This window comes from Synechococcus sp. CBW1002 (assembly GCF_015840915.1).
Lineage (GTDB): Bacteria > Cyanobacteriota > Cyanobacteriia > PCC-6307 > Cyanobiaceae > CBW1002.
The window spans coordinates 1,067,447-1,086,696 of the sequence record NZ_CP060398.1; the positions used below are offsets into that span (position 1 = coordinate 1,067,447).

The 19,250-nt window shown below is 65.1% G+C and carries 28 protein-coding genes; 14 read left to right on the forward strand and 14 right to left on the reverse strand.

The window, feature by feature from the left end; genetic code table 11:
- Window positions 1-19 precede the first annotated feature (19 nt).
- Window positions 20-385, reverse strand: a complete 366-nt coding sequence (locus H8F24_RS05065; RefSeq protein WP_231598109.1) for a hypothetical protein — start codon at window positions 383-385, stop codon at window positions 20-22.
- Window positions 382-603 carry a hypothetical protein gene (locus H8F24_RS05070; RefSeq protein ID WP_197171248.1) on the reverse strand — a complete coding sequence of 74 codons (222 nt, stop codon included), beginning with the start codon at window positions 601-603 and terminating at the stop codon, window positions 382-384. Before H8F24_RS05070 ends, H8F24_RS05065 begins: the two co-directional genes overlap by 4 nt.
- A gap of 162 nt (window positions 604-765) precedes the next feature.
- On the opposite strand from H8F24_RS05070, the gene H8F24_RS05075 reads away from it, so the two are divergent.
- Together H8F24_RS05075 and H8F24_RS05080 are read left to right on the forward strand one after the other, a co-directional pair.
- Window positions 766-984 (forward strand): hypothetical protein, encoded by a 219-nt coding sequence (locus tag H8F24_RS05075; protein WP_197171249.1) that lies wholly within the window; start codon window positions 766-768, stop codon window positions 982-984.
- Window positions 948-1,706 carry a TIGR04283 family arsenosugar biosynthesis glycosyltransferase gene (locus tag H8F24_RS05080; RefSeq protein ID WP_197157944.1) on the forward strand — a complete coding sequence of 253 codons (759 nt, stop codon included), beginning with the start codon at window positions 948-950 and terminating at the stop codon, window positions 1,704-1,706. Before H8F24_RS05075 ends, H8F24_RS05080 begins: the two co-directional genes overlap by 37 nt.
- A 34-nt stretch (window positions 1,707-1,740) precedes the next feature.
- On the opposite strand, the gene H8F24_RS05085 is transcribed toward H8F24_RS05080, so the two are convergent.
- Window positions 1,741-2,814, reverse strand: coding sequence for a methyltransferase domain-containing protein (locus tag H8F24_RS05085; RefSeq protein WP_197171251.1), 1,074 nt, complete (start codon window positions 2,812-2,814; stop codon window positions 1,741-1,743).
- A gap of 151 nt (window positions 2,815-2,965) precedes the next feature.
- On the opposite strand from H8F24_RS05085, the gene H8F24_RS05090 reads away from it, so the two are divergent.
- Window positions 2,966-3,673, forward strand: coding sequence for a TIGR04282 family arsenosugar biosynthesis glycosyltransferase (locus H8F24_RS05090; RefSeq protein WP_197157941.1), 708 nt, complete (start codon window positions 2,966-2,968; stop codon window positions 3,671-3,673).
- A gap of 6 nt (window positions 3,674-3,679) precedes the next feature.
- On the opposite strand, the gene arsS is transcribed toward H8F24_RS05090, so the two are convergent.
- Window positions 3,680-4,648 (reverse strand): arsenosugar biosynthesis radical SAM (seleno)protein ArsS, encoded by a 969-nt coding sequence (gene arsS / locus H8F24_RS05095; protein ID WP_231598228.1) that lies wholly within the window; start codon window positions 4,646-4,648, stop codon window positions 3,680-3,682.
- A gap of 295 nt (window positions 4,649-4,943) precedes the next feature.
- Here arsS and H8F24_RS05100 point away from each other — a divergent pair, with 295 nt between their 5' ends.
- Window positions 4,944-5,609 (forward strand): DUF305 domain-containing protein, encoded by a 666-nt coding sequence (locus H8F24_RS05100; RefSeq protein WP_231598110.1) that lies wholly within the window; start codon window positions 4,944-4,946, stop codon window positions 5,607-5,609.
- On the opposite strand, the gene H8F24_RS05105 is transcribed toward H8F24_RS05100, so the two are convergent.
- Window positions 5,606-6,037 (reverse strand): cupredoxin domain-containing protein, encoded by a 432-nt coding sequence (locus tag H8F24_RS05105; protein WP_197171255.1) that lies wholly within the window; start codon window positions 6,035-6,037, stop codon window positions 5,606-5,608. The two genes, H8F24_RS05100 and H8F24_RS05105, sit on opposite strands and share 4 nt — an antisense overlap.
- Window positions 6,037-8,139: a copper-translocating P-type ATPase gene (locus H8F24_RS05110; protein WP_197171257.1), complete on the reverse strand. Its 2,103-nt coding sequence runs from the start codon at window positions 8,137-8,139 to the stop codon at window positions 6,037-6,039. Before H8F24_RS05110 ends, H8F24_RS05105 begins: the two co-directional genes overlap by 1 nt.
- 316 nt (window positions 8,140-8,455) lie before the next feature.
- Here H8F24_RS05110 and H8F24_RS05115 point away from each other — a divergent pair, with 316 nt between their 5' ends.
- Both H8F24_RS05115 and H8F24_RS05120 read left to right on the forward strand, forming a co-directional pair.
- Window positions 8,456-8,875 (forward strand): heavy metal-responsive transcriptional regulator, encoded by a 420-nt coding sequence (locus H8F24_RS05115; protein WP_197157930.1) that lies wholly within the window; start codon window positions 8,456-8,458, stop codon window positions 8,873-8,875.
- Window positions 8,876-9,236: 361 nt separating this feature from the next.
- Entirely contained in the window at window positions 9,237-9,800 is a 564-nt protein-coding gene (locus tag H8F24_RS05120) for a DUF305 domain-containing protein (RefSeq protein WP_231598111.1), read from the forward strand.
- Window positions 9,801-9,854: 54 nt separating this feature from the next.
- Here H8F24_RS05120 and H8F24_RS05125 read toward each other — a convergent pair whose 3' ends face one another.
- Together H8F24_RS05125 and H8F24_RS05130 are read right to left on the reverse strand one after the other, a co-directional pair.
- Complete coding sequence (locus H8F24_RS05125; RefSeq protein ID WP_197171261.1) at window positions 9,855-10,373, reverse strand: NADPH-dependent FMN reductase; 519 nt, start codon at window positions 10,371-10,373, stop codon at window positions 9,855-9,857.
- 58 nt (window positions 10,374-10,431) lie between these two features.
- Window positions 10,432-10,716 (reverse strand): HupE/UreJ family protein, encoded by a 285-nt coding sequence (locus tag H8F24_RS05130; protein ID WP_197171263.1) that lies wholly within the window; start codon window positions 10,714-10,716, stop codon window positions 10,432-10,434.
- Window positions 10,717-10,978: 262 nt separating this feature from the next.
- Here H8F24_RS05130 and H8F24_RS05135 point away from each other — a divergent pair, with 262 nt between their 5' ends.
- The 5 genes from H8F24_RS05135 (at window position 10,979) to H8F24_RS05155 (ending at window position 13,154) form a co-directional block, all read left to right on the forward strand.
- Window positions 10,979-11,344 carry a hypothetical protein gene (locus H8F24_RS05135; RefSeq protein ID WP_197171264.1) on the forward strand — a complete coding sequence of 122 codons (366 nt, stop codon included), beginning with the start codon at window positions 10,979-10,981 and terminating at the stop codon, window positions 11,342-11,344.
- 308 nt (window positions 11,345-11,652) lie between these two features.
- Window positions 11,653-11,952 (forward strand): hypothetical protein, encoded by a 300-nt coding sequence (locus H8F24_RS05140; RefSeq protein WP_231598112.1) that lies wholly within the window; start codon window positions 11,653-11,655, stop codon window positions 11,950-11,952.
- 61 nt (window positions 11,953-12,013) lie between these two features.
- Window positions 12,014-12,325, forward strand: coding sequence for an ABC transporter permease (locus H8F24_RS05145; protein ID WP_197171266.1), 312 nt, complete (start codon window positions 12,014-12,016; stop codon window positions 12,323-12,325).
- Between the two features lie 23 nt (window positions 12,326-12,348).
- Window positions 12,349-12,486: a hypothetical protein gene (locus tag H8F24_RS05150; RefSeq protein WP_197171268.1), complete on the forward strand. Its 138-nt coding sequence runs from the start codon at window positions 12,349-12,351 to the stop codon at window positions 12,484-12,486.
- A 152-nt stretch (window positions 12,487-12,638) separates the two neighbouring features.
- Window positions 12,639-13,154 (forward strand): cupin domain-containing protein, encoded by a 516-nt coding sequence (locus H8F24_RS05155; protein WP_197171270.1) that lies wholly within the window; start codon window positions 12,639-12,641, stop codon window positions 13,152-13,154.
- 573 nt (window positions 13,155-13,727) lie between these two features.
- On the opposite strand, the gene H8F24_RS05160 is transcribed toward H8F24_RS05155, so the two are convergent.
- The 5 genes from H8F24_RS05160 to H8F24_RS05185 all read right to left on the reverse strand — a co-directional run bounded on the left by H8F24_RS05160 (window position 13,728) and on the right by H8F24_RS05185 (window position 16,083).
- Complete coding sequence (locus H8F24_RS05160; RefSeq protein WP_197171271.1) at window positions 13,728-13,901, reverse strand: hypothetical protein; 174 nt, start codon at window positions 13,899-13,901, stop codon at window positions 13,728-13,730.
- A 210-nt stretch (window positions 13,902-14,111) separates the two neighbouring features.
- Window positions 14,112-14,717 carry an Hsp20/alpha crystallin family protein gene (locus H8F24_RS05165; RefSeq protein ID WP_370594798.1) on the reverse strand — a complete coding sequence of 202 codons (606 nt, stop codon included), beginning with the start codon at window positions 14,715-14,717 and terminating at the stop codon, window positions 14,112-14,114.
- A 64-nt stretch (window positions 14,718-14,781) separates the two neighbouring features.
- Window positions 14,782-15,018, reverse strand: coding sequence for a hypothetical protein (locus H8F24_RS05175; RefSeq protein WP_197172583.1), 237 nt, complete (start codon window positions 15,016-15,018; stop codon window positions 14,782-14,784).
- A gap of 497 nt (window positions 15,019-15,515) precedes the next feature.
- Window positions 15,516-15,770, reverse strand: a complete 255-nt coding sequence (locus H8F24_RS05180; RefSeq protein WP_197159382.1) for a hypothetical protein — start codon at window positions 15,768-15,770, stop codon at window positions 15,516-15,518.
- Window positions 15,771-15,837: 67 nt separating this feature from the next.
- A complete protein-coding gene (locus H8F24_RS05185; RefSeq protein ID WP_322757953.1) occupies window positions 15,838-16,083 on the reverse strand; it encodes a hypothetical protein in 246 nt (81 codons plus the stop codon).
- Between the two features lie 125 nt (window positions 16,084-16,208).
- On the opposite strand from H8F24_RS05185, the gene H8F24_RS05190 reads away from it, so the two are divergent.
- From H8F24_RS05190 to H8F24_RS05200, 3 genes are all read left to right on the forward strand, one after another.
- Complete coding sequence (locus H8F24_RS05190) at window positions 16,209-16,724, forward strand: AbrB family transcriptional regulator (protein ID WP_197171274.1); 516 nt, start codon at window positions 16,209-16,211, stop codon at window positions 16,722-16,724.
- Window positions 16,725-16,795: 71 nt separating this feature from the next.
- On the forward strand, window positions 16,796-17,206 hold the full coding sequence (locus H8F24_RS05195; RefSeq protein ID WP_231598113.1) for a DUF6554 family protein: 411 nt from the start codon (window positions 16,796-16,798) through the stop codon (window positions 17,204-17,206).
- Window positions 17,184-17,585, forward strand: a complete 402-nt coding sequence (locus H8F24_RS05200) for a hypothetical protein (RefSeq protein WP_197157891.1) — start codon at window positions 17,184-17,186, stop codon at window positions 17,583-17,585. The genes H8F24_RS05195 and H8F24_RS05200 overlap by 23 nt, the downstream gene beginning before the upstream one ends.
- Before the next feature lie 28 nt (window positions 17,586-17,613).
- Here H8F24_RS05200 and H8F24_RS05205 read toward each other — a convergent pair whose 3' ends face one another.
- Window positions 17,614-19,245, reverse strand: a complete 1,632-nt coding sequence (locus tag H8F24_RS05205; RefSeq protein WP_197158991.1) for a DEAD/DEAH box helicase — start codon at window positions 19,243-19,245, stop codon at window positions 17,614-17,616.
- Window positions 19,246-19,250 lie beyond the last annotated feature (5 nt).

A 19,250-nucleotide genomic window follows, 5' to 3' on the forward strand; every position in this document is an offset into this window, starting at 1 on the left:
GTCGCTTGGTGATCAGCGATCAAGGGCGGTGAATGCTGCGCGGCTGCGTCACGGCCCCTGAACGGATACCCAGCTGTTCGTCCAGTGAAGCGCTGAAACCCCTGAGGCCCTCAATGTCGCGATCCAGCTGGTTGATCAGCTCAGCAGGGGGGCCTGGCAGTAAGTATTGGCCCATGTGGGGCACAGCCTGCAGCAGGTTGAAGCTGAGGTGGGTGAGACTGTCGGATTGAAACGCGACCCGACTGGCCTGGACCGAGATCCGATGGCTGGTCCAGGAACTCAGGGCCCAGCCCCCCATCGCGGCTACGGTGACGATCGCCAAGGTGGTTGTCTGGATCGCAAACAGTCGCCGACGAAGTCCCACACCCCATGGCGTCTTTGTCATAGGATCTTAAGACGTATTCGACGCTCCGGCAGATTGAGCGTCGTCCGGCCAGCTGGGAGCCAGGACTGAATGATCGCGGCGTCACGGGACCAGCCTGGTGTAGCGCTGCGATCCAGGTGATTCATCACAGTCATCGCCAGCACTTTCGTCTGGCTCAACAGCACCACCAGCTGCTTTCCGCGTGTGATGCCGGTGAACACCAGGTTGCGCTGCAGCACGGCGTACTCCTACGGCAGCAAGGGAATCACCACCGCCAGGTCTTCACTTCCCTGACCTTATGAATCGTGCAGGGATAGGCCGGCAGCCGATTGTCGAGTTCACCCCAACCATCGATCACCGCACGCCCGTAAAAAAAGCACGGTCTGTTTGCTGTTGTCGGCATGCAACGCATCCATGGTGCCCACAACTCCGCTGAACATATCCCTATCGTCGTTGTTGACATCTCCACCACCTTGTCGCCGGCGGCAAAGCGCCAGCAGCAGGTCGAACTCCAGCAGCCGCTTCGGTGCCCGCTCGCCATGGTGGGTTCGATGCTCGTCGATCCCCCCGGCGCCGAATCAAAGTGCCCGGACTTGAAGCCGTCCCCCTCGGCAGCGTGACGATCAGCAGCCGCCTCGACAACGGTCCGGTCCAGGATCCGCGGCTCAAGCCGAGCCTCAGTGTGATCATCCCACTGCTGAATGAGGCCCGTGCTGCCCGGCAGTTCGGCGCGGCGTGGCAAGCGATGGCAGCCAGCGGCGCTGAGGTGCTGCTGGTCGATGGCGGCAGCGAAGACGGCACACTCGTGCTGATTCAGCAGCTCGGCCTCCAGGTCGTTGCGGCAGAGCGGGGCCGGGGCCGGCAGCTGCAGGCGGGAGCCGAGCGCTCCAGCGGCGAGATCCTGCTCTTCCTGCACGCCGATACGCAGCTGCCCGCCGATGGCCTGGAGCTGGTGCGCCGCAGCCTGCAAGGCCCCCGCTGCTGGGGCCGGTTCGATGTGCGCATCGACGGGCAGCAACGGATGCTGGCGGTGGTGGCCTGGGCCATGAACCTGCGCTCCCGCCTCAGTGGCATCGCCACCGGCGATCAGGCCATGTTCATGACCCGCGAGGCTTACCGGCAGAGCGGCGGGTTCAGGCCGCAGCCGCTGATGGAAGACGTGGATCTCTCAGCCCGGCTGAAGGTCCTCGCCCCACCCGTCTGCCTCAAAGCCCGGGTGACGACCTCAGGCCGGCGCTGGGAGCGGAACGGCGTCGTTCGCACGATCCTGCTGATGTGGAGCCTGCGGCTGGCCTATCGGGTTGGGGTGCCGGCCTCGACCCTGGCCCGGCTGTATCGCTGAGGATTGATCTCAGGCCCGGGCTCGACGCCTCGGTTCAGCAACAGGCGCTGCCCGTTGAGGCAGAGGTGAAGGGCAGGGCTCCGCCGCAGCCGGGAAACAGGCCGTAATGGTGGCTGAAGTCGCCGATGAAGCTGAAATGGGGCGCCAGGCGACTCTCGGCAAGCATGCGGTAAGTGTTGCCACACACCGGAAACACCCGGCCCGTCTCGATGGCGTGGTGCTGATCGAAGCGCAGCAGATGGGGGTAGGCCGGAATCGTGCCGCGATAGATCACCGCCTGGCCGTGATCTTCACAGGCATCCTCCAAGCCATCGATCCGGAACAGGCGATAGGTAGCGGAGAAAAAGCGGATCTCTCCGGTCTTGGCGGCCAGGTCAGGGTCGGTGATCGCCAGGGGACGATCCGCCACCAGCCGTGGATCCAGGAAGCCGGCCTGTTGAGCCAGCCGCCGGAAATCGTTCCAGTAGAGGGCGCCGCTGAGGCACTCGCCGTAGAGCACCGGATCCTGGCGCAGGGCCTCAGGGATGCGCCGGTCTGCATACACATCGGCGAAGTAGAACTCCCCGCCAGGCTTGAGCAGCTGCCGCACCCCCTGCAACACCTCCAGCTTGTCGGTGGAGAGATTCACCACACAGTTGGAGATGACCAGATCGAAACTGGCGGGCTCCAGATGGAGCTGATCCAGCTGCTCGATGATGCCGGCGACAAAGCGCACATTCGCGTAGCCGAACTGCTCGGCGTGGTACTCGCGGTGCCGGTTGGCGACGGCCAGCTGCTCGGGCGTCATGTCGACGCCCACCACCTCACCGCTGGGGCCCACCAGCTGGGCGAGAAGGTAGGCATCCCGGCCGCTGCCGCAGCCCAGGTCCAGCACCCGGGCCCCCTCCAGCAGGGGTGGCGCCACCAGGCCGCAGCCGTAGTAGCGCGACAGCACCTCGGGGTGGAGGCGCGCCAGCAGGGGCCTGAGCTCCGGCGGCACGGCGGTGGCATCACAGCAGGCCGTGGTGCGCAGGTCGTCGCTGCTGGTGAGGGTGGAGCCGTAGTACTGCCGCACCACGCTGGTGAGTTCAGCGGCGCCACTGGAGCAGGTGGAGGGATCGGCGGTCATGGGGTCTCAGGGGAGCGGCGCAGGGCGCACAGGGGTCAGGCCTGTTGCAGGCGCTGACCACCGGCGGAAGGACTTCACTCTGGATCAGGGGTTCGACGACTGTGGCGCCACTCCGGAACCGCTCGCCCACTGCCATCTCCCACTGCCAGGGTTGGCGGCAGCCCGCCGGGTCCCCCCGCCGATCACCGCCGTGAGCGAAACCTGCCGCACGATCCTCTTCGCCAAGGCGCCGGTGCCCGGCCAGGTCAAGACCCGGCTGATCCCCGCCCTCGGAGCCCGGGGGGCGGCGGCCCTGGCTGCCGCGATGCTGGAGCGCACGGCGGCCAGTGCGAGCGAGGCCGCCCTCGGCCCGGTGGAGCTCTGCGTGGCGCCCTCGCGGCAGTTGCCCCTCTGGCAGGAACTGAACCTGCCGCCGGATCTGGCCTGGAGTGAGCAGGGGGAGGGGGATCTGGGGGCGCGAATGGCGCGGGCGGCGCGGCGCGCCCTGGCGATGGGTGAACCGGTGCTGCTGATCGGCATGGATTGCCCCGCTCTGGGCACCCGCCAGTTGCGCAGCGCTGCCGCCCAGCTGCGGGATCACGATGCAACGCTGCTACCCAGCCAGGATGGGGGCTACGTGCTGCTGGGCCTGCGGCGGTTTGAGATCAGCCTGTTCGAGGCCATGCCCTGGAGCACCCCAGTGGTGCTGGAGCAGACGCGGCGGCGTCTAACAGCGGCAGGCTGGTCCTGGCAGGAGCAACCGCCACTGGTCGACATCGACACCCCCGCAGACCTGGCCAGCCTGGATCCGCACCTTCTGGAGCTGGCGCGGCGCTGGGCCCCGGACCTCATTGCCTACCAGACCTCACCGCCGGAATGAGGAGGCTCACTCCAGCGCGCCGCCGCAGCTGGAGCCGCTGCCGGCCGTGCAGCCGAAGCAGTGGTTTGCCACCGCGATCGGCTCAGAGGCTGGATCCCAGTGCAGCAGATCCTGCAGGTGAGCGCGGCGACCCTCGGCCCCCGAGGTGGCACCGAGGGGAAGCCGCAGCTGCTGGTTGAAATCACAGTCGTAGAGGGTTCCCTGCCAATCGACACTGATCAGCGAGCGACACATCACCTGGGCCAGATTCGTCTCACGGTGGCTGCTGCGAAGCCGCTGCTGATAAGCCTCCAGCTCACCACTGGACTGCAGCACGGCCGCATAGCGCTCGATCGGCATGTTGGCCAGGGCAAACAGCTGGTTGAACACGATGCCGAAGTCGGCCGCGAGCACCCGTTTGTAGTCGGCCTCGAGGCTGGCCTGGGGCGGCGGCAGCACTGGGCCCTGGGGGTTGTAAACGAGGTGAAGCTCAAGGCCGGACCCGGGCCGGCCGTAGCCGAGGGCGTTGAGCTGGCGCAGACCGGCGATGCTGCGCACGAACACACCATCGCCACGCTGCCGGTCGACATTGCTGGCCGAATAGCAGGGCAGCGACGCCACCACGGTGACGCCCTGCTCGGCAAGAAAGACCGCCAGATCCTCCTGGCCCGGTTCACTCAGGATCGTGAGATTGCAGCGGTCGATCACCGTCACCCCCAGCTGCCTGGCGGCCACCACCAGCTCGCGGAAGCGGGGGTGAAGCTCCGGCGCGCCGCCCGTGAGGTCGAGGGTGTGGATCCGGCGGGCCAGCAGCACCTGGGGGATCAACGCCAGGGAGGCGTCGTCCATCATCTCGGTGCGGCTGGGACCGGCATTCACATGGCAGTGGCTGCAGGCCTGATTGCAGCGGTAGCCGAGGTTGACCTGCAGGGTGGTGAGGGCACCGCGGCGGATGGCCGGGAAGGTGATGGTGGGTGTGAGTGCTGCGTCCTCCAGCGGCACGGCTGATCTCTGTTGGCCAGCCGTTCTCTGGTGCACGGCCGTTCTCTGGTGCTCTGACAAGGCCATCTCAGATGCTGGGGAGGATGCGGAGACCCTTGGGTTGTGCGTCTGATCTTGGCCAACCCTGCTGCTCGCTGTGCCAGCAAGGCGAGAGACCACCGACGCCAACCTTGACTCTCCAGTGAAGAGGAGCCCATACGGTGGCCTCATTCGCCTTGTTGTGATGCCAGCAGGCACGCTTCGGATCAGCTTCATGGCCCTGGCTGCAGCTGCGCTGTTGTCGTCCACGATGTCTTCCACGGCCTTCGCCCAGGTGGATCCCCACGAGGGTCATCGCGGCATGGACGGCATGCCAGGCATGGCGACCCCAACCAGAGAGGACCATGCCCATGCCGGTCATGCCCATGACGTGGGCCCGGCAGGCGCCACCTACGACCTGCGCTTCATCGACGGCATGGTGCAGCACCACACCGGTGCCCTGCGCATGAGCGAATTCGTCTTCGACATCGGCCAACCCGGTGTCGGGGCCCTGGGCAAGACGATCTGGCGGGATCAGGCCAATGAGATCCGCGCCATGGGCCTCGGGCGCAAGGCCTGGTACCCGCAGGCGCCCGTCTATCCGGTGGCGCTGGCAGCCGGCGGCGATCCCAACAGCCTGTCTGGTCTGACTCGCATGAGCCAGGCCCAGATCGACGGCATGCGGATGATGGGCGACGGACCCACCAGGGAGAACCGGGTGGTGTGGTTCCTCGAGGGAATGCTCGACCACCACGGCGGCGCGCTGATCATGGCCCACGACGCCCTGGCCAAGAGCACCAACCCCACGATCCGGCGCTTTGCCCGGGCCGTGATCGTGGCCCAGCGGGCCGAGATTCGGGAGCTGCGCAGGATGCTGGCGGTGGAGGGATTGCGCAAGCCTGAGTACCACAATTATGACGCGCTCTTTGCCCTCTAGTCCACAATCTCCAATACACCGCGCACCATGTTCATGCCGCAGTGGAAGGGATAGACGCCAGCCTCCGTGGGAGGCAATTCCAGGGTTGTGGTGGCATCAAGGGGCAGATCAAGGGTTTTGTGGAAATCGGGGAAGATCACCTGGGCCACACAGCTGCTCGGATCGATCCTGTGAAAAGCCAGCCGCAGCGGCCGGCCGGCCTTCACTCTGATTCTTGAGGGCGCATAGCCGCCATCCACGGTGATGGTGATCTCCTGCAGGCCGTGCTCCCCTTCGCGGGCCACCACCCCACCGCCATGGCGTCCCAGGAACCACCACAGTTCCCAGGCGATCAGCACCACACCAACGCCGGCGACCAGGGCCTTCAGCACCATGGGCTGATCGATGGTGCGCCAGAGGGGCGCTGCGGCGGCAAAGAGATGGGTCATCAGCTGGCGGCAACGGGAAGGGGCTTGGGCCGAAAGTTCCGCAACCTCAAGGCATTGCTCACCACCGACACGGAGCTGAAGGCCATGGCGGCCCCGGCGATCACCGGACTCAGCAGCCAGCCGGTGAAAGGAAACAGCAGGCCGGCGGCGATCGGAATGCCGGCCACGTTGTAAGCGAAGGCGAAGAACAGGTTCTGGCGGATGTTGGCCATGGCGGCGCGGCTGAGCTCGATCGCCGCCGGCACGCCGGCCAGGTTGCCGGAGATCAAGGTGATGTCGCTGGCGGCGATCGCCACATCGGTGCCGGTGCCCATGGCGATGCCCACGTCGGCCTGGGCCAGGGCGGGCGCGTCGTTGATGCCGTCGCCCACCATCGCCACGGGGCCCTCCCCCTGCTCCTGCAGCTTGCGAATCACCGAGGACTTGTCGGCGGGGCGCACTTCGGCGATCACCCGCTCGATCCCCACCTGGGCGGCCACCACCTCGGCGGTGCGGCGGGCATCGCCGCTGAGCATCACCACCTGCAGACCCAGGCGCCGCAGGGCGGCCACGGCGGCTTCTGAACTGGATTTGAGGGGATCGGCCACGCCGAAGCAGGCCTCGATCCTCCCGTCCACCATCACGGTCGCCACACTGCAGGCGGCGGCCTCGAGACGGTCCACCAGGGGCTTGAGGGCGGCGGTGTCGATGCCGAGCTCCTCGAACCAGCGGGGAGTGCCGACCCGCACCTGCTGGCCGGCGACCACCCCCTGCACGCCGCGGCCGGCCACGGCCTCGAAGCCCTCCACCGCAGGCATTGAGCCGTCCTTCAATTGGCTGCGGGCATAGGTGACGATCGCTTCAGCCAGGGGATGCTCCGAGCGGGATTCCAGCGCGGCGGTGAGGGCCAGCAGGGCATCGGCCGGCAATGCACCACCATTCAGCCGCTCGTAATCGGTCACTTCCGGCTGGCCGCGGGTGAGGGTGCCGGTCTTGTCGAGCACGATGGTGCGCACAGTGCCGGCGGTTTCCAGGGCCTCGGCGCTGCGGAAGATCAGTCCGTTCTCCGCCCCCTTGCCCGAGGCCACCATGATCGAAGTGGGGGTAGCCAGGCCCAAGGCGCAGGGGCAGGCAATCACCAGCACGCTCACCAGGAACACCATTGCCAGCACCGGGTTGCCGCTCACCAGGAACCAGGCCACGAAAGCCGCGATGGCGATGGCGATCACCACCGGCACGAACCAGCCCACCACCTGATCGGCGAGCCTCTGCACCCTGGTGCGGGAGCTCTGGGCCTGGCGCACCAGCTCGACGATCTGAGCCAGCACCGTGTCGCCCCCCACCCGGCTCGCCCGAAACGTGAAACTGCCGCTGCGGTTCATCGAGGCGCCGATCACCTCATCGCCGGGAGCCTTGGCCACGGGGGTGGGTTCACCCGTGAGCATCGATTCCTCCACCCAGGAGCTGCCCTCCTCCACCACCCCATCCACGGGCACCTTCTCGCCGGGCCGCACCTGTACGTGGTCACCCACCACCACCAGCGAAACCGGAATCTCGACGGGCACCCCGTCCCGGATCACCCGGGCGCTGGGGGGCTGGAGCTGCAGGAGGTGCCGGATCGCCTCGGAGGTCTGACCGCGGGCCCGAGCCTCCAGGAGACGGCCCAGCAGAATCAGGCTGAGGATCACCGCCGCAGTTTCGTAATACACATCGGCCGGTAATCCCTGCTTTCTCAGCAGATCGGGGGCAACGGTGGTGAGAATCGAGCTGAGGTAGGCAATGCCGGTACCGGTCGCCACCAGGGTGTTCATGTCAGCGGAGTGCTGCCGGAACGCCGACCAGGCCCCGCTGAAAAATTCCCGGCCACACCAGAACAACACCGGGGTGGTGAGCACCAGCTGGCTCCAGGGGCTGGTGAACCAGGCCGGCAGAAACGGCAAGGAATGCCGGCCCAGCATGTGGGGCAGGCTGGAAAGCATGACCAGGGCCGTGAGCAGCGCCGCCACGCTCAGCTTGCGGCGTAACGCGGTGAGCTCCTGGGCCAGCTCCCGCTCGATGTCCGTGGTCGACGGGGTTTCGGTTGCGCCGTGGCAACAGGCCTGACCCATCGTTGGGGTGGTCATCGGAACGCTCATTCAGTTGGCTGCGTGGTCATGGAGCGACCACCGAGCCGCAGCGCAGCGGCCGGAAGCAGCGCGTGATGGAGGTGTTGATGCAGGTGTCGCTGACCCATGGAGTTGGTGTCCTGCGGTGTTGGCGATGTTCTGAGGCGCTCCTGGCAGCTCGAGCCCGTGCCCTTGAGCGTCAGGACGCCGGTCTCGGCAGCCGCCCTGGCAAAGACAGCAAGAGCTGAGACAGGGGACAGCATCAGAGCACCAACAACCGGGAACGCCCCTGTCAGCCTAAAGTCTCCCTAACAGTGGAGAGTCAAGCCGATCCATGGGCGTCACGTCTCCGGTGCAAGGCATCAAGATCGGTGCGTTGGCGGCCCGCAGTGGCCTACCGGTAAAGACGCTGCGCTACTACGAAGGCCTCGGTCTTCTCCCGGCCGTGAACCGAAGCCCGGGGGGATACCGGTTGTTCCATGAGGAGAAGAGCCTGCAACGGCTGGCCTTCATCCGCCGGCTCAAGGCCCTGGGTCTGACCCTCGAAGAGATTCAGGCCTGCCTGGCACCCCACGATGCCGGGCTGCTGCCTTGCCACGACATCCAGCGGCAACTCAACCGCCAGATCGAACGCATTGACGAACGCATCGATGAACTGGGCCTGCTTCGCGAGGAGATTCAGATCCTGCTGGGCAGCTGGCAGACCGCGCCCCGCCAGGATGATGCAGTGATCTGTCCCAATCTGCAGGTCTGAGGGAGAAAACAAGCCACGGTCAGGCCACTGCTGACTGACTGATGCACTCACCCAGTGCCTGGCATGGCTGGCCCACAGGCCCCATAGAACAAACTGCTGTCAATCCAGAGCAGTGGATGAAGCTTCAGCCGGGTGTTGCCCAGATCGGAGCGGCGTGACCATCCTCAAGACAGGTGGTCCAGGCGTGAGGCGGCGACTCGCTGTGAATGAGTTGCTGCCAATTCACGATCCGATGAGAAGGCGCTCAGAGCGAACCAGATCCTGGAACAGGGCCTTGCTGGGGCTTGCCAGTGCGGGGGTCTGCATGGCGTCCCTGTGGGCTGCGTTGCCATCCAGATCCCAGGGCTGGGGAGGCTATGGAATGCCTGACCATGATGAAGACATCGAGAGGGTCGGCCGCCCGGGGATGGGCCTGCCCTCAGACCAGCCGTTCATCGTGATGATGATCCCCCACCACGACGGAGCGATCGCCATGGCCGATCTTGCGCTCAGCCGTGCCCGGCGGCCCGAGATCAAGGCCCTGGCGAAGCGGATCCAGGCCAGTCAGACGAAAGAAAACGCCCAGATGAGGGCCTGGTACCAGCAGTGGTTTGGCCAAAGCATGCCCACCTGGGGACCAGGGGCGGGCTGGGGCGGGCAGGGCCGGATGGGAGGGATGGGAATGGCAATGGGGGGTGGGCCCATGGGGTCGAGCACAAACCTGATCGCCCTGAGCCAGGCTCCCGACTTCGATCGAGCCTTCATCGAACAGATGATTCCCCACCATCAGATGGGCGTGATGATGGCCTCCATGGCCCAGATCAACGCCCAACACCCTGAGCTGCGCAAGCTGCAGCACGCCATGGTGCGGGTACAGAGCGAGGAGATTGAACAGATGGAGCAGTGGTACCGAAAGTGGTACGAAGCTCAGGGGGCACAACGCTGAGAGCCTGCGTCCGGATCAATCCATTCGGCTGTTGATCGATCCGTTGTTGATCCATCAGTGATTGATCGCTGCCAGTCTCTGCAGACGTACCACCAGATCATCGATCGAGTCGTCCTTGGCCGGGTTGAAGCGATTGCTCACCAGCTGCCGGCCGACCAGATTGGCACCGAGATGGGCCAACTGCAGCCGAAGCGCGGTGAGCACCGTGTAGCCACCACCGCCAGAGTGGGTGGCAATCGCGATTGGCCGATGGTTGAACAACCTGCGGAAATCATCCCCCTGCACTGAGAGCCAGGCGACGGCACTGGTGAACAGCGGCGGAATCGAGCCGTTGTACTCCGGTGTGCAGATCACCCAGCGGGGAGACGCATCCAGCCGTGCATTGAGCTCGGCAACCCCAGCGGGGATGCCGCTCTCCGCCAGGGTCAGAGGATTGAACAGAGGCAGTGAGAGGCCCGTCAGGCTGAGCACCTCCGCGGACAAATCGTGCCCGCGTGCCGCTGCCGCAAAGCGCTCAGCGAGGCGGAAATTCTCGCCGGCACTGACGGAGATCACGAGGACATCGGCGGCCATGAACAATCAGATGAAGGGCAAGGGGTGGGCGAAAAGCCGGAATCAGAACACCAAGGGATCAGCGCACCAGCAGCCCGATCGGCTCCAGGGCGATCACGCCCCCACAGAGGGCAAGCAGCAGGAAGCCACCGCCATTCACCAGCAGCGAGGCGCCGAAGGCGCCCAGCCACCAGAGCGCGGCGGAGCCGTCCGCCGGAGCCGCGGCCGCCCCCACACCGATCAGCAGCAACAGGTGATCGGCACCGGTGGGCGGATGCAGGAAGCAGGCGGCGATGCTGCCCTGGGCGATGCCGTCGGCCTGGGCCGGTTGATCCAGCAGCAGCATCGCCAGGCAGGCAGGCATCACCGGCGATGGGGGCCAGGGAGCGGAAGGAGGAGGAGGGTGTCATCGAACGAGCCGGCCCGCGCCGGTGATGGTGGGTGAACACGGCGAGCGTTCTGACTGAGAAAGCCGGACGGCCTCCATCACGGCTGCGAGACAGTGCCGTGATCGGTTCAGGGCGATCCTGCACCCCACCGGACTTTCCTCCTTACCCCCAGGGAGTGACCCGCTGGAACCGTTCGCGCCATTCTGCTGCCAATGCCAGCCGAGCAGCAGCAGGCCGATGGCCAGCCTGGGCCGCCAGCAGCACCAGACCAACGATCAACAGAAGATCGCTGGGTTCCAGCAGGAGCCTGGCGATGCCGTCGCCCCAGGGACCCAGCCCCAGAAGAGTTACCCCACCACCAGTCGTTCGCATGAAGGAGCGCCCCTGGTGGAGGCCCTCCAGTTCTTCAAGCCTCGGGGCGATCTCGGCCATGGTGCCGGCCTCACCTCAGGTGATCGAGACACTGCCGGCATGAAGCACCTTGGAATCCTCCATGGCTGCGAGAATGGGGCGCAGTATCCCCAGGGCAGAGTGCCGAGCAGCGATGTAGCCATCCTCGGCGTTGCGCATGGGTTGGCCAGCCTGCGGCGGTCCTGGCAGTGAAGAGTCGGAGACAGCAGGGAGGTCAGTGTCCAGGGCGGAGCAGATGTCGTCGTCGTTCATCTGACCGGGGGCGCATGTCTGAACCCAGCGTGCAGGCGAGGGCAGGCTGCCAGGCAACTCTTCCTGCGAAAGACAGAGTGGGACTTGGACTGCCGTTGCGCTCACTCCCGTTAGACAGAAACGAATGCCCGGTGCAACCGTCCTGGCCCAGAGGCAGGAAGTACCAGCTCAACAGGATCGTTCCGACAGAAGCAGCCATTCCCATGACGATGCGCCACTAGCCTCCACCCAGGCAGCAGCCAATCGTTTTGAAGGAACTGACCAACCACCAGCTCGACCTTGCACGGATTCCTGATCCCGAGGGAGACCTGCACGGCTGGGAGCACTTCGCCCACACGATCAATGGTTACGAAGCGGCCGGGTCATTCGAGGCCTGCGCCGATCTGGCCAACCACAACTGTGCAACCACGCTCACGGAGCTGCGCTGCGCCCTGTTCTTCGTGGCCAGGAGCGATCGCCACGGTGGGATGTTCGACGACTGCAGCCCCCAGGTACGGGAGCTGCTGAAGAAGATTCGGACGCGGGTGGAAGCCGGAGATCTGAAGTGAGTCTTCAACGACAGCCAGCACACTGACGATCAGAACATGATCGTAGGCTTACGACACCTCGTTGAGAAAGAGTGAGCACAGTCGTTGGATTGAGCTGCTGCTGGCCCTGCCGCTCACCAACCCGGAGATCGTGCTGGCCACAGCGCTGCTGAGCCTGTTCGTGGGCATCGATCTACCGCGTGGACCCCTCACCCTGCTGCTGTCCCACAGCCTGTTCTGCCTCAGCTACGCAGCGCTGATCCTCAAGGCCCGGCTGGCAGGATTCGATCCAACCCTGGAACTGGCAGCCCAGGATCTGGGGCACCACCGCTGGAGGCCTTCCGCCGGGTCACCCTGCTCTGCTTCTCCCTGTCATTCGACGACTATGTCGTGAGCAGCTTCACAACCGGTGAAACAATGACCTTGCCGCTCTATCTGGCCGGTGCTTTCCAGCGTCAGATCCCTCCTCAGATCCAGGTCCTGTCCACCGTGGTGCTGCTGGTGAGCGCGGCGCTACTGGTGCTGGCGACGCCATCGCGGCAGGGCCGGTCGTGATGGGGGCGGCGAGACTGCCCAGGTCAGCACCCGGTTGATGACCTGGCCAGAGTCAGGACAACCCAGGCGATCGATACGACACCTCCTCCGGAGTGACGGGCTGGCAATCCTGCGCCGAATCCCCCAGACTTCTTCTTGACCGCAGGCGACTCATGTCCGTCCGTGCAGCAACAAGGCACCAGACGAGGCTCAAGACTCGGCGGTGCTGGCTGGCCCTGCTGCTGATCGGTGGCGGGCTGCTGCTGGCAAGCCCAAGGACACTGGCGGATGGGGAACCCGCCGAGGTCAAGGTCCAGACGCTGGTCCGCTCAGGCCAGGCCTGGAACGGCACACAGCTGCCCGCCTATCCCAGCGGCGAGCCGGAAGTCACCGTGCTGCACATCACGATTCCGCCGGGGGTGAGGCTGCCCATGCACATCCACCCAGTGATCAACGCCGGCATGCTGATTCGCGGCCAGCTACTGGTGATCAGCGAGGCGGGAGCCAAAGTGCAGCTGAAGGCGGGGGATGGGCTGATCGAGATGGTGAATCAACCCCACTACGGCACGAACAACGGCAAGGAAGCTGCCGAGATCGTGGTGGTTTACGCGGGGGTGAAGGGAAAGCCGATCACCGTGCTTGAACCCGCTGCCAAAGCAAGTCCAAAGCCGCGTCTGACAGCACCTTGATGCGATGCAGCACGAGGGCACTGCTGAATCCGTTCTAGATGGTGAGATGGACGAATCGCACGAATCAGCCAGATCATCGCAAATAGGAGATAGACCATGAAAAAAGAACAGCTACAGAGGAGATGCTGAGCATGACTGGTGATCCAGTTGAGAGTTTATTGCAGTTGGCCGCTGGCCATTATTTGCCTCGGTGTCTCCATGCCGTCGCCAATCTTGGAGTCGCTGACGCCCTGAACAACTCGCCCCAGCCCGTTGCCGCGCTTGCCGAGGCGACCGACGCAGACCCAGCAGATGACAGAGCTTAGAGTTGATCCAAGAGCCCTTGTCCTAGAGGGACGATTAATCGAGGCAATCAAGACCACTCGCGAGCAAACAGGAATCAGCCTCAATGAAGCCAAAGACGCCGTTGACGCCTTTCTTGTCAATCCTCAATCAACATCACGAACGAGCAGACCAGTCTCAAGGCATCAATCCGGAGACATTCCCCTTCAAGTAATCCTATTTTGGGAAGAGGGGAGCTTGCTCAACGCGATCAAAACAACCCGAGAAGCATTCTATATTGAACTCAGGCCTTCACGGCAGATACAAATCCGCATCGGCCAGGCTGCGCAAACGCTTGATCACCAAACTGGCGATGAACATGATCATCATGGGCAGCATTCTGCTGATCGTCCTCCACTTGCTCGGAAAGAAGTGACGCCGCGGCTTAACCAGGCAGAGTTGGATGATTGGCAGGAAGAAGTCCACAACGCAGGGATGATGATCCGATCGCTTCCGCCTTCGAAGCTTCTGACATGCCAGCATCCCAAGCTGAACAGGTGGCACTGTCCGTGTCAGAGCGGCTGGGTTCAGTGAGCGCACCTCGATGGCGCAGGACAGAAAAGGCCCCCGACAGGAAGCCAGGGGCGCATGGTTCATGGGAACGTGTGAGCCACTCCGAGGGGCAGGACTGTGGTGTTAGCCAGCCACCTTCACCGTGACGGTGCTGACTTTGTTAGCCTTGGGGGCAGTCACGGTGAGCAGACCATCGCGATAAGTGGCTTCCAGCTGATCGCGCTCAATGGCGACAGGGAAACGGAAGCTACGACTCCAGGTGCCATAGCGGAATTCGCTCAGAAGTGGGGCAGAGTCAGGCTTGGTTTCGGGCAAAGATTGACCCTCTGATACGCCTTCAGCGGCCAGAGACTCTCGGCCGGATCGACGCTTGGCACTGATCACCAGGCTTCGATCGGTGGCCTTGACATCAATGGCGGACTTGTCGACCCCTGGCAGTTCGAGCACAACGGTGTAAGCCGTTTCAGTCTGATGAACCTCGGCTGCCGGCACGTACTCAGTGTTCTGCGGCAGCTGGTTCAGCTGTTGGTTCAGTTGCTGCTCAAGACGATCGATCAGACCGTAGGGAGAGGAGGTGCGCAGGCTCAGCATGATCTGGTGGCGAAGGATGATTGGCGGGGCTTCATCGCCCTCGTGATGCCAATGTCGTCGGAATTGATCGATCCCTCTGTCGAAGAAACCCACCGGATCGATTCGGTCCTCACGACCCCGTTCGGCGAACCGGCTCACATGGTCGCGAAAACCGAAACAGCGGCGGCCTTTGTCACCGCAGGGTGTGCAGCACTCACCAGGCTCAGGAACGCGGCTTGATCAGCTGCAGCACCTGTGGACCGGATTGACCGGCACGACGTTCGCAATCGAGCAGCTCCAGGATGGAGCGGGCGGAGGCCGTCACATCGCCCCGCTCTGCAGCGAGGCGGGCTTCAGAGTCGAGACGGGTGATCCGTTGGTTCAAGGCCAGACGGTCATCCGCAGCGGAAGCAGTCGTCGAGGAGCGCAGCGGATTGAGCACAGCCGTGGGAGTCCGCAACGATTTCACCCTGGCCTGCATGGAAGAAAGCACGTGACGACAAAAACGGAAGAGGGAGCCAGAAGCATGGACAGTCCAGAGTGGCCGCAATCCCGACATCCACTGAAGGCATCAAGGACAACGATTCAGGAGAAGGCCATCGAGATGGAAGCAGCGCTCACGGGGAACATTGCTCGCTCGAAAGCAGTGCTCACGGAAGGGTCGATCGACTCCTGGCACAAAGCGAAGGAGAGGCATTAGAGATCGATGTGACCACAAACTGATCCTTCGTAGGCTGATGATAGCAATCTTGCGGCAAGCTCTGCCAGAAGGTCAGCGTCAGGCAACCGATTGTCATCGCGCGGCACATCCAGCACCGGATGGTTGTGCTGCCGGCCAAAGCCTGCGCCCACCCGAGGACTGATGATCCCAGCCAGGACACAGGCATGGAGTCAACCAGCCTTGAAGCCAGCGCCTCCTGGCCAAGCAGGTTGCCAGGAGGACATTGGCGGAAGCGATCAGGTTCCTGGTTCTTCGCTGTTGCCCCCCAACTCGAGGATGCGTTGCCGCAGGACCGCCGCACGCTGCTCGTCTCCCTTGGTGAGAGCAACGGCCAGAGCGAACTCAAGCTTCTCAAGCTGATGATCACCCTCGGAAGGCTGCAAGAGCCGGTGGGGGGGCGCTCCAGAGGGCTGAGAAGCGCTGCCGAAGCTGGTAGCGGAGCGTTGGGTCAACCCCTGAAGGGGGGTACCGGAAAGGGAGGGAAAGGCCATGGCTGGCTTTCTTTCCATTTTGTCACCGGTTTCGGAGTTTCGGGAGCTTGCCGCAAGGTTTGTGTGCTTAGGCAGCCGCATCAGTGGCCATGGCGATCACATCACCCTCGGAGACCTCAAGCAACTGGCGGCAATCCCGCAGCAGCCGCTCAACATTCTCCAGGCTGTCGAGTTCTGCAGGATCGGACTGATCGACGCTGGACAGCTGCCGTTCGACCACCACCAGCCGCTGCTCCAGCTTCAGCAGCCGCTGCGAGAGGGTGTGAATGGTTTCCGCCAGGGTCTCCGTATGGCGCGTAATGCGAAAGGACACCGATTCGGACGTCATCGAGACAGGGCAGATCGAGGCCGATCACAACACACCCGCCGGCTCCGCTCAAGCCTGAAGACAGCCTCCCACCCGCCAGACTGGCAGGCATTGTTCGATCCCCTCGCCGGATGGCCTCCTTCTGGCCCCTGGTTTTCTATGGGTTGGCAGGTCTGGCGGGTGGCCTGCTCGCCCTGCGTACCGGCATTCCAGCCGCCCCACTGGCCGGCGCGCTGCTCGGGGCCGGCATCGTGAGCATGAGTGGACGGCTGGAACTGGCCCAGTGGCCCAGCGGCAGCCGCACGGTGCTGGAGATCGCCATCGGCACAGTGATCGGAACAGGGCTCACGGCCAACGCCCTGACCGAGCTGCGTCTGCTGTGGCGGCCGGCGGTGCTGATCACCCTCACCCTGGTGCTCACGGGCGTGGTGGTGGGTCTGTGGTGCAGCCGACTGCTGGGGATTGATCCGGTGGTGGCCCTGCTGGGAGCGGCTCCAGGAGGGATCAGCGGCATGAGCCTGGTGGGGGCCGAGTTCGGCGTCGGCGCCGCTGTCGCAGCCCTGCACGCCGTGCGTCTGATCACCGTGCTGCTGGTGCTGCCCCTGGTGGTGAAGCTGGTGCTCCCATTGTCCAGCCCGCCCCCTTGAACAGCCGCCTCGACACCGAAGGCAGGGCCGATACGGTGGCGCCTGATCGCCCGTCCGTCTGACCCGGCACCATGGATCTCCGCCTGCCACGTGTCTTCCTGCACGGCCTCCTGCCCGTCGCCGTGCTGTTCGGCGGCGCGGCAACCCTGCCGTCACGGGCTCAAGGGAGCAGCGATGCCGGCAGCAAAGGGGCGCAGGTGTATTGCTTCATGCGAGGCGCAGGTAACAATCATCAGGTGAGCTGGGATGCGGCCTACGCCTTGATCAAGCGTCAGAGCGCCAGCCTGTTCAAGACCTCACCGGAACACGGCGCCGTCATGATCACCGAGGCAGTGGTTCAGAACCCCGGGACCTATCCCGATTGCGGCCGCTTCCTGGGAGACCTCTACGCCAAGCCCCAGGCTGACGCCGGCTCCGCGACTTCGCCAGACAGCCCCCGACCAAGCAGCGGCATGACCCGTGAACAGCGCTACAGCTACTGACCACGTCCGCAGCCGCAGCCAGGCCCCTGGCCGATCTCTACTGCCCCTGCTTCTGCTTCTGGCCGGACTGGCCGGCTGCAGCGAAGAATCCTTACCGGAGCGAAGCATCCAGCCAGACGACTGCCTGCGCGACGTGCAGATCAAGAAGCTGGGGGAGGCCATCCGTCGCTGCGATGCTGTGGTGGCTGCCTTCCCCAAGGATCCGGTTCCTCTGAACGAACGCTTCCTGCTCCAGAGCCTGCGCGGCAATGGGGCCGCAGCCTGCCAGGACATCACCAAAGCCACGGCCCTGGCCAGCCGAATGGATCCCAAGACCTTGGACCCGCTGCTGCAGGAAGATCTGAAATTGCGCGCCGCCAGCTGCCGCAGCGGGTCCTGATCAGGCAGCGCCGTCACCGGCGGCCGGCTCAGGACCAACCATCGATCAGCTCCCGCACCATCGCCGGCAGAGCCTGGCGACGCAGCTGACGCTGGCGGTTCTCCAGCAGCAGAGCAATGCGCTCGGCCTTGCTGTCGATCAGGCCATCGACGAGCTGATCGGCCACCCCCAGCTGCAGCCAATGGCAGGTCAGCGGTGCGGTCATGCCGATCCGATGACAGCGGTCTTCCGCCTGCTCGGCATCTCCGGGGGTCCAGGGACGCTCGATCAGCACCACATGGCGCGCCCGATGCAGGGTGAAACCCAGTCCGCCCGTGCCGTAGGTGGCGATCAGCAACGGCGAGCGGCCAGCCTGAAAGGCTTCCACCCGCTCCTGACGCCACCCCACCGGCACGCGCCCGGTGAGCAGTACCGCCCCCGCCGCTTCCCCGGGTGCCCCGTCAGCCAGAGCCCCCTCGCCCAGGCCCCCCTGCAGCTGGGCCGCCAGCAGAGTCGCCGTAGCCACAAACCCGGTGAACACCACCACCGGTTCGCCCTCCGCCAGACAGGCGGTGACGAGGCGATGGGCCAGGGACAGCTTGTAGTCCGAACCGATCCGCCGCAGGGCCGTGAGCACAGCCAGGGCCTCAGCGTCGCGGCGGACCCGGCCCTGGGCGGCCCGCCGACGGTAATCGTCGATCACGCCCTGAAGACGATGCCGAAAGCCGCGGGCCTCCGAGGGCGTGAGCTCCGCGGCAACGAGGCGGCGATGCTTGGGCGGGAGATCGAGGCAATCCTGCTTGCGGCGGTGCAACAGCAGGGGGCGGGTCAGCCGCCGGAGTTCCTCCAGCCGGCTCGCCCCCTGGGCCTGCCAGATACGCCGCCCACCCTGCTCACGCCAGTGGCCCTGGCAGAACAACTCCTCATAGCGGCGCTGATCCTCAGCCAGGGGATGGCCGATCGCCGCCAGCAGGGGGAACAGCTGGGCCGGTCGACCGTTCTTCATCGGAGTGCCGGTGAGCAGCCAGATCGCCCTCAGGCGGGGATGACGGGCCAGCCGAAGAAACGCCTGGGTCCGTCTGGCCGCCAGGGACTGGGCATAGTGGGCTTCATCGGCCAGCAACACGGTGCCCGCCGGCGGCAGGGCAGCGGGCAGCCTGGACCAGCTGTGCACCTCCAGATGAAGCTGCAGCGCGGCCGCCTCCCGGCGCCAGTGCGCATGCAGCCCCACCGGCGCCAGCACCACGATGCGGCAATCCGACAGGCGCGCCAGGGTGCGGGCCGCCATCAGGGCCGTCAGGGTCTTGCCGAGGCCCATGGCATCGGCCAGCACGGCGCCGCGGCGGGCCAGGAGCCAGCGCACGGCGGCCCGCTGATGGGCAAACAGGCGGCGCCCATCCGGAAGGGGCTCGGTGGTGGCGGCAGCCTCCACCAGGACCTGATGGGGAGGCAGGGGCGGAAGGGGCTGCTGCAGCCAGGCCAGCCACTGCTCCAGTTCCGGATCCAGAGCAAAGCGGCGCCCCAGGCAAGCCTGCAGCGCACCGGCCGCACGGAGCGGAAACTCCCAGCACCGTTTTCGGCCCAGCCAGCGTCCCGGCGGACGCACCGCCCGGAGCTGGGCCTGGGTCACGGCGTCGTAGGGGCTGACCACCTCAATCAGGCCCGACTCCCCCAGCCGCATCAGAC

Excerpts from the sequence above, each read along its gene's own strand:
- H8F24_RS05125 (WP_197171261.1), bottom strand. The coding sequence starts at position 10,373 with ATGGCCGCCGATGTCCTCGTGATCTCCGTCAGTGCCGGCGAGAATTTC.
- H8F24_RS05120 (WP_231598111.1), top strand. The coding sequence starts at position 9,237 with ATGCCTGACCATGATGAAGACATCGAGAGGGTCGGCCGCCCGGGGATG.
- H8F24_RS05135 (WP_197171264.1), top strand. The coding sequence starts at position 10,979 with ATGGCCAGCCTGGGCCGCCAGCAGCACCAGACCAACGATCAACAGAAG.
- H8F24_RS05180 (WP_197159382.1), bottom strand. The coding sequence starts at position 15,770 with ATGGCCTTTCCCTCCCTTTCCGGTACCCCCCTTCAGGGGTTGACCCAA.
- H8F24_RS05085 (WP_197171251.1), bottom strand. The coding sequence starts at position 2,814 with ATGACCGCCGATCCCTCCACCTGCTCCAGTGGCGCCGCTGAACTCACC.
- H8F24_RS05115 (WP_197157930.1), top strand. The coding sequence starts at position 8,456 with ATGGGCGTCACGTCTCCGGTGCAAGGCATCAAGATCGGTGCGTTGGCG.
- H8F24_RS05100 (WP_231598110.1), top strand. The coding sequence starts at position 4,944 with ATGTCTTCCACGGCCTTCGCCCAGGTGGATCCCCACGAGGGTCATCGC.
- H8F24_RS05130 (WP_197171263.1), bottom strand. The coding sequence starts at position 10,716 with ATGCCTGCCTGCCTGGCGATGCTGCTGCTGGATCAACCGGCCCAGGCC.
- H8F24_RS05150 (WP_197171268.1), top strand. The coding sequence starts at position 12,349 with ATGACCTTGCCGCTCTATCTGGCCGGTGCTTTCCAGCGTCAGATCCCT.
- H8F24_RS05155 (WP_197171270.1), top strand. The coding sequence starts at position 12,639 with ATGTCCGTCCGTGCAGCAACAAGGCACCAGACGAGGCTCAAGACTCGG.
- H8F24_RS05065 (WP_231598109.1), bottom strand. The coding sequence starts at position 385 with ATGACAAAGACGCCATGGGGTGTGGGACTTCGTCGGCGACTGTTTGCG.
- H8F24_RS05190 (WP_197171274.1), top strand. The coding sequence starts at position 16,209 with ATGGCCTCCTTCTGGCCCCTGGTTTTCTATGGGTTGGCAGGTCTGGCG.
- H8F24_RS05105 (WP_197171255.1), bottom strand. The coding sequence starts at position 6,037 with ATGACCCATCTCTTTGCCGCCGCAGCGCCCCTCTGGCGCACCATCGAT.
- H8F24_RS05110 (WP_197171257.1), bottom strand. The coding sequence starts at position 8,139 with ATGACCACCCCAACGATGGGTCAGGCCTGTTGCCACGGCGCAACCGAA.
- H8F24_RS05075 (WP_197171249.1), top strand. The coding sequence starts at position 766 with ATGCAACGCATCCATGGTGCCCACAACTCCGCTGAACATATCCCTATC.
- H8F24_RS05205 (WP_197158991.1), bottom strand. The coding sequence starts at position 19,245 with ATGCGGCTGGGGGAGTCGGGCCTGATTGAGGTGGTCAGCCCCTACGAC.
- H8F24_RS05195 (WP_231598113.1), top strand. The coding sequence starts at position 16,796 with ATGGATCTCCGCCTGCCACGTGTCTTCCTGCACGGCCTCCTGCCCGTC.